Consider the following 6906-nt stretch of genomic DNA (forward strand, 5'->3'; position numbering starts at 1 on the left):
AGAACTGCCTCTCTGAAGTAACACATGGGGGTTGACGAACGAGCGAAGGTACCGGCGGGTCAGGAGCCGCCCAGGATCATGTTGTCTCGGCGGCTGGGGTGCCAGGGGATCACCACCGCCTCCAGCGCCTCGACGATCATGAAGAGCACGATGCCAATCGCGGACATGAGGATGAGGACGGCGAACAGGAGCGGGGCATCCAGGTTCCCGCTCGCCAGGAGGAGCACGTATCCCAGCCCCTCCGTGGCACCGACGAACTCACCGACGACCGCGCCGACGACCGCGAGGGTCACCGCCACCTTGAGGCCGGACATCAGCGACGGCAGCGAGGTGGGGAAGCGCACCTTCATGAAGGTCTTCCACCGCGAGGCGCCCATCGTGGCCGACAGCTCCAGCAGCTCGGGATCCACCGCCCGCAGCCCGGCGACCGCCGAGACGACGACGGGGAAGAACGCGATGAGGACGGCGAGGATGATCTTCGGCGTCATGCCGACGCCGAACCAGACGACCAGGATGGGCGCGATGGCGATCTTCGGGATGACCTGCGCGAAGAGGATGAGCGGGTAGAGCGACTTCTCGGCGGTCGGTGAGTAGACGAGCAGCACCGCGGTCAGGACGCCGATGATTGCCGCGAGGACGAAGCCGATGATCGTCTCCAGCGTCGTCACCCAGGTGTGCTGAAGCAGTAGTGCCCAGTCCTCGATCAGGGTCAGGACCACGTCGCCAGGAGCGGGCACGAGGTACGGCGGGACGAGTTCCAGGAATGCCACCAGCCACCAGGCAGCGATGACGGCCGCCAGGACCAGCGCCGGTCGCCAGGCGGCTTCGAGCAGCCCGACCGTGCGCCGCCAGGTCTTGCTTCGTTCGGGTCGGGGGCGGTCGCCCCCCGCCGGCGCTACCTGCTCGCCGGTCACGGTCTCTTCAACCACGGCCATACTGCCTCTCTGAAGTCTGTCGAAATCGTCCACCGGTCGTGGGTGTGCCGGCACACGCCGGCCGGAGGCCGGGGGCACTGTCGGTCCGCGGTCGTTCGCCGTCGATCACCGCCCGTGGGCAGCGAGGGCCGCGCTGCAGAACTGACATCACACCTCCACGCTGAGGATCGAGTTGACTGGAAAACGCTTGCGGTCCAGCCGTCGATTGAACGTAAGTTGGCCGGTCAAGGCGAGTCAAGGAATGCCGGGCGCCGTTGGCAAACGTGTGCAAAGCGCCCGGACGAGCCCCTCCCAGGACCGCGGAACCGCGCCAAAACCGGCCACCCCAGCCCCCACCCGCTATCGCTCTCCCCTTCGCTCTCGCCCTCGCACTCCCTCCGCGACAGCAGGATTGTCCACGCCCTCCCACCCGCGACAGCGGGGTTACCAACGCCCTGCTGTCGTGACAGCGGAGTTACCAACGCCTCTGCTGTCGCGACAGCGGAGTTACCAACGCCCCTGCGGTCGTGACAGCGGGATTACCAACGCCCCTGCTGTCGTGACAGCGGGATTGTCGACAGACCCGTCGCCGACAGCAGCGTAGAGCTGCACTCGTGGGTCCACGCTCCGGGACGAGCAGTCACCGACTGCCTCCACGGCCTCGCGTAGAGCCTGGATCGAGCACCAGGCAACGGAGTCCGTCCCCCGCGGGACCAGCCCGCCGAGGACGCCTCTGCTCTCGTCGACAACCCCGCTGTCACGGGTGGGTCGGCGTGGACAACCCCGCTGTCACGAGCGAGTGGGGCGTGGGCAACCCCGCTGTCACGGGTGGGCGGGCGTGGACAACCCCGCTGTCACGAGAAGGGGGTGGGCGTGGCGGGGCAGGGCTGCGGGGTGGTGCCCCGCAGCCCTGCCCGTGGTCATGCCGGTGACCGGTCGGTCACCGGTCCGGTCAGTCGACCGGGAACAGCGAGAGCGTCACCGTGCTGGCGTACACCCCGCTGGCAGCATCCACCGGGGTCTCTAGGACCAGGTCGGCGCCGAGCTCGGTGGAACCGAGCCGGCCCTCCCCGACCGCCGAGGCCAGCGTCGCCGGCACCGCCAGGCCCGGACCACCGGACAGCTCACCGGCCACTGCCGCGCCAGGAGTCACCCCAACCTTGTCCTCCAGCTGACCCGGGACCCAGCCCAGGTGCGAGCCGGACAGCTCACCGGAGGTGTGCGCGAAGTCAGTGGTCTGACCCGTCACGCTCCACCCGTCCGACGCGCCCTGAGCGGCCCGCGAGTCGGTCACCGACACAGTCGGCAGCTCACCGGAGAACCGCCACCGGTCACCAGCGTTCAGCGCCTGCCCCAGGTCGACCGACGCACCGAAGTCCGCGACCGACAGCACCAGTGCGCCGTCCTCACCGTCGCCGCCCAGCTCCGGCACGGTGGCCTCGATCGGGACGCCCGAACCGCTACCGCCGTCGTCGCCGTCACCGGGGACGGTCGGCGTGACCTCGACGGGCAGCCACTCACGCGTCTGCTCGCTGTCGGTGACGATCAGACGTGCCGTGTACGAGCCGTCGACCGCGTAGGTGTGCGTGGCCTCGGCACCCGATGCGGTGTTGCCGTCACCGAAGTCCCACTCGTACGAGACGATCTCGCGCCCCTCGGGAGCAACGGCGGAGCCGTCGAAGCTGAACTCCAGCTCCCCTGCGCCCTCGGTCACCGTGGCGCTGATCTCCGGCGCGATGTCGTTGGCGACGCCGCGGCCGTGGAAGACGAGCCAGTCGAGCTCGAGCAGGTCCTCGGTCGCGTCATCCGCCAGGCCCGAGAACACGAGGTACAGCACCGTGGTCTCGTCCGGGGCATCGTCGATCGCGATGGTCGGGGAGACCACCCCGCCGTCGCCCGCGGCCACCTGCACCGAGCCGAGCAGCGGCCCGTCCGGGCTGTCGACACGGACGTCGATCTGGGTGTCGTGGGCGCCACTGAGGGCACCGAGGGTCAGGCCCTCGATGCCGGTGAGCGAGACCGGGCCGTACCCGATGTAGTCGCCGTCGTCGATGTCGGTGACGAGCTGGCTGCCGCGTGCGCTGTCCCGGCTCGTCACGCTGACGCCGGAGGCGTCGACGTGCTGGAACTCGGCCTCCTTGTCGCGGACCTGGAGCTGGATGGACTCCTGCCCCACGAGCTCGAGGTCACCGCCCAGGTCGGTGTAGGCAGCACCCAGCACCGGGAACACGTTCTGCCCGACGCCGTGGTCGGCCGGGTCGAGGAAGAGCGAGCCCTCGCAACCCTCGTAGTTGTCCAGCGGGTGCGCGTGCTCGTCGTGGCCCAGCTGGGCGTCGACCGTCACTCGCTCGCACTCGATCGTGCCGTCAGCGGTGGAGCCGTCCTCGGCATCGGTCACGTTGACGGAGTAGTCGATGGTGTCAGCGAGCTCGGCGAAGCCACCGTTGCGGGGATGCTCGAAGGCGACCTCCGGCCGGGTGTTGCCCACGGTGATCGGCCGCGTCGTGACGCCCGTGACGCCCTCGCTGTCGGTGACCGTCAGGCGCGCGGTGTGCGTGCCATCCTCGGTGTAGATGTGGGTCGGGTTGGCCTCGGCGGAGTCCACCTCGCCGTCGTTCTCGAAGTCCCACTCATAGGTGACCTCGTGCCCCTCGGGGCTGTAGCTGCCCTCGCCGGAGAAGGTGATCTCGAGCGGCGAGTGGCCGGAGTCGACGTCGAAGCCGATCTCGGCGACCGGGCGGCGGCCGTCTGCCGCGTAGTCGATCCGGTAGATCCCGGCGCCCTCGTTGGTGCTGCCACGGCCAGCGCCGCTGCCGCGTCCGAACTCGATGACGTACAGCGAGCCGTCGGGACCGAACTCGGCGTCGAACGGCGCGAGGAAGGCATTGTGGTTCGGGTCGTCAGTCTCCATGAACGGCTGGATGTCGGTGACCGTGTTGGTGTCCTCGTCGATGGTGAGCGTCTTGAAGTAGTGGCGCGCGTACTCGTAGACGAACCACTCACCGTCGTAGGACTCGGGGAACTGCCCGACTGCGTCGACCTCGGGGTCGTAGCGGTAGACCGGGCCGCCCATCGGTGCGGCGCCACCGGCTTCCAGCTCGGGCCACTCCTCGGAATCTCCGTAGCCGTAGGCGACCTGCGGCTCCTGCGCGGGCGGCAGCTCGGCCAGACCGGTGTTGTTGGGCGAGTCGTTCACCAGGTTGGCGCAGTCGAAGGCCTCGCCGGACTCGCCGGTGGCGTAGTCGTAGTCGATGTACGCCTGGTTGTAGCCGTGGCAGTACGGCCAGCCGTGGTTGGCCGGCTCCGTCATCCGGATGTACTCCACGAGGCCCTCGGGACCGCGCGCCGGGCTGGCACTGCGCGCGTCCGGTCCGTAGTCACCGATCATGACCGCGCTCGTCTCCGGGTCGATGGTGATCCGGAACGGGTTGCGGAAGCCCATGCCGTAGACCTCGGGCCGGGTGAGCTCCTGGCCGGGCTCGAAGAGGTTGCCCTCAGGGATCGAGTAGGTGCCGTCGTCCTCGGGGGTGACGCGCAGGATCTTGCCGCGCAGGTCATTGGTGTTGCCAGAGGTCGCCTGGGCGTCGAAGGCACGCCGCCCCTCGCGCTCGTCGATCGGGGTGTAACCCGACTGCTCGAAGGGGTCGGTGTTGTCGCCGGTCGCGACGTACAGGTTGCCGTCCGGGCCCATGGCGACAGAGCCGCCCATGTGGGAGTTGGCACGACCTTCACCGCGCCAGATCGGGAAGCTGAACAGCACCGACTCGGAGGCCGGGTCGATGGTGCCGTCCTCGCCCATCGTGAAGCGCGAGACGTGCATCTCGGCGACGTCCTTGTCGCTGTACTGCAGGTACAGCCAGCCGTTCTCGGTGAAGTCGTTGTCCAGCGCCAGCCCGAGCAGGCCGTCGGACTGGGTCAGGTGCTCGGTCCCGTACTCCATGTCCAGGGCCGTGGTCTGGGCCAAGGTCTCCTGGTCGATGACCTTGACCTCACCGGTGCGCTGGACGTAGACGACACGGCCGTCGTCGGCGATGTCCAGCTCGAACGGGTCGGCAAGCCCCTCGGTGACGAGCGGGACCTTGTCGAAGGCGTTCGTCGCCTCGACCTCTTGCGCGTGGTCCTCGCCGTTGTGCGCCGCCGCGATGACGGCTGGCGTGACAGCTCCGACGGCAAGGACAAAACCCACTGTCCCGGTCAGAGCACGTCTTGGTAGTGCAAACATATGCACACTCCCTCGTGTGTGTCGGCGCCGTGAACCGATCGGCACGAGGGCAGGACAATATTCATTCTCCCCCCGTCGCACCGCCCGGCTCACCGGCAGGTGTGGCACCGACGAGAATCGAGTCGGCGCTCCATTTCAGTGAAGGTGAGCCACCTTCTTCCGTCAATTGTTTGCCACACTTTGCCGCGATCGCGACATTCGCCGTGAAGAGGCGTCCAGCATCGTGGATGCCTCTTGTGCTTGGCCGCCATGCGGGCTAGCGTCCGGAGTATTCTCAGAGTCGAGGGAGCCGGGGGGCACCGATGACCAGCATGGCTGGCCAGCAAGTAGCGGTATCGGCACGACGCGTGACCATCCACGACATCGCACGAGCGTGCGGTGTCGCTCCGTCGACCGTCTCGCGGGCGCTCTCCCGGCCCGGCCGGATCAGTCCGGAGACCGCGGCACGCATCAACCGGGCGGCGGAGTCGTTGGGCTACCGGACCGCGGCGCCCACCCCGCCTGCGACGACGAGCTCATCGCGCCGGGTGGTGCTGCTGTCGATCCCGGACCTCACCAACCCGGTCTTCGGCGAGATCGCCCGCGGCGCGCAGGAGACCGCGATGGCCCTGGACTACACCCTCCAGGTGGCCGACTCCCAAGAGTCCACCCAGCTGGAACGGCTCGGCGTGGAACGCTCACTGCCCGGGGTCGACGGCCTGCTCCTCGTGAGCCCCCGGATGTCTGACTCCGCGCTGCGCGTCATCGCACAGTCCAAGCCGGTCGTCCTGCTCAACCGCACGGTCCGGGGGATCCCGTCGATCATCATCGACCACAGCGGTGGCATCCACCGCGCCGTCCAGCACCTGCGCGATCTCGGCCATGAGCGCCTCGTCTTCCTCGCGGGCCCCGACAACTCCTGGGACTCCGGCATGCGTTGGCTGGCGCTGCGCCAGGCCGCCGCCGAGCTCGGCGTCAAGGTCCGACGGATCGGACCCAACACCCCCACCCTCACCGGCGGGCTGCGCGCCGCCGCAGGTGTCATCGACCACCACGCGTCGGCAGTCATCGCGTTCAACGACCAGATGGCGGCAGGGCTGGTCCGCGGGCTGCAGCAGGCAGGACTCAGCGTCCCTGGCGACGTCAGCATCGTGGGCTTCGACAACAGCATCATTGCCGAGCTCGTCACGCCCCGCCTCACGAGCATCGCCGCCCCCCGCCGGAACCAGGGCGCGGCCGGCATCCGTCACCTCGTGGGCCGAATCACCGAGGACGACACGATGATCAACCGCGACTCCACCCTGCCGACTCGGCTGACGGTGCGCAGCTCCACCGCGGCCCGGCTCGATCCCAGCGCAGCCCGGCTCACCGCGGTCGCCGCACATCGCACCTCACGGCAGCCCTCCGCGCTCACGCGCTCCGGCCCGCGCGACCTCGCCGCCGTCCCGGCGAGCTAGGTCTCTCCCCACGTAGGGGTACGTAGGGGTACGCGATCCGCCGGTGCGGCACTCTGATTGATGGAGAGCCGGGCGAGGTCGTCATGGAGCCTTGCGAGCAGCGCCGTCCGGCTGCCGGGCGGTGCGCTCGTTGCTCCCGCACGCCCTCGTTCCCCACCCGGACCCGCGGCAACGCTTTCACCCTCCGGCTGAGCAGCCGTCGAGACGTTGCTGTTCTCGCGGTCCAACACTTCAAAGAACGTCGAGTTCATCTCCGTAAAAGCCGGTCGGTGCCGCCGCGAGACGCGGCGCTGCAGGACGCGGCGTCGCGGGGTGCGGCGTGGGGGGGGGGGGG

3 protein-coding genes are annotated in these 6906 nt (G+C 69.0%); 1 reads left to right on the forward strand and 2 read right to left on the reverse strand.

The window, feature by feature from the left end:
* Window positions 1-59: 59 nt before the first annotated feature.
* Both V2J52_RS11070 and V2J52_RS11075 read right to left on the reverse strand, forming a co-directional pair.
* Window positions 60-935: an ABC transporter permease gene (locus V2J52_RS11070; protein ID WP_491062083.1), complete on the reverse strand. Its 876-nt coding sequence runs from the start codon at window positions 933-935 to the stop codon at window positions 60-62.
* 931 nt (window positions 936-1866) lie between these two features.
* Window positions 1867-5100, reverse strand: a complete 3234-nt coding sequence (locus V2J52_RS11075) for a PKD domain-containing protein (RefSeq protein ID WP_331227744.1) — start codon at window positions 5098-5100, stop codon at window positions 1867-1869.
* A gap of 338 nt (window positions 5101-5438) precedes the next feature.
* Between V2J52_RS11075 and V2J52_RS11080 the strand changes: the two genes are divergently transcribed.
* The gene (locus tag V2J52_RS11080) at window positions 5439-6572 is read left to right on the forward strand and encodes a LacI family DNA-binding transcriptional regulator (protein WP_331227745.1); all 1134 of its coding nucleotides are present in this window, start codon (window positions 5439-5441) and stop codon (window positions 6570-6572) included.
* The last annotated feature ends 334 nt before the right edge of the window (window positions 6573-6906 follow it).

It is taken from the genome of Georgenia sunbinii (assembly GCF_036421875.1).
In the GTDB taxonomy this organism is placed as follows: Bacteria; Actinomycetota; Actinomycetes; order Actinomycetales; family Actinomycetaceae; genus Georgenia_B; species Georgenia_B sunbinii.

Excerpts from the sequence above, each read along its gene's own strand:
- V2J52_RS11070 (WP_491062083.1), bottom strand. The coding sequence starts at position 935 with ATGGCCGTGGTTGAAGAGACCGTGACCGGCGAGCAGGTAGCGCCGGCG.
- V2J52_RS11080 (WP_331227745.1), top strand. The coding sequence starts at position 5,439 with ATGACCAGCATGGCTGGCCAGCAAGTAGCGGTATCGGCACGACGCGTG.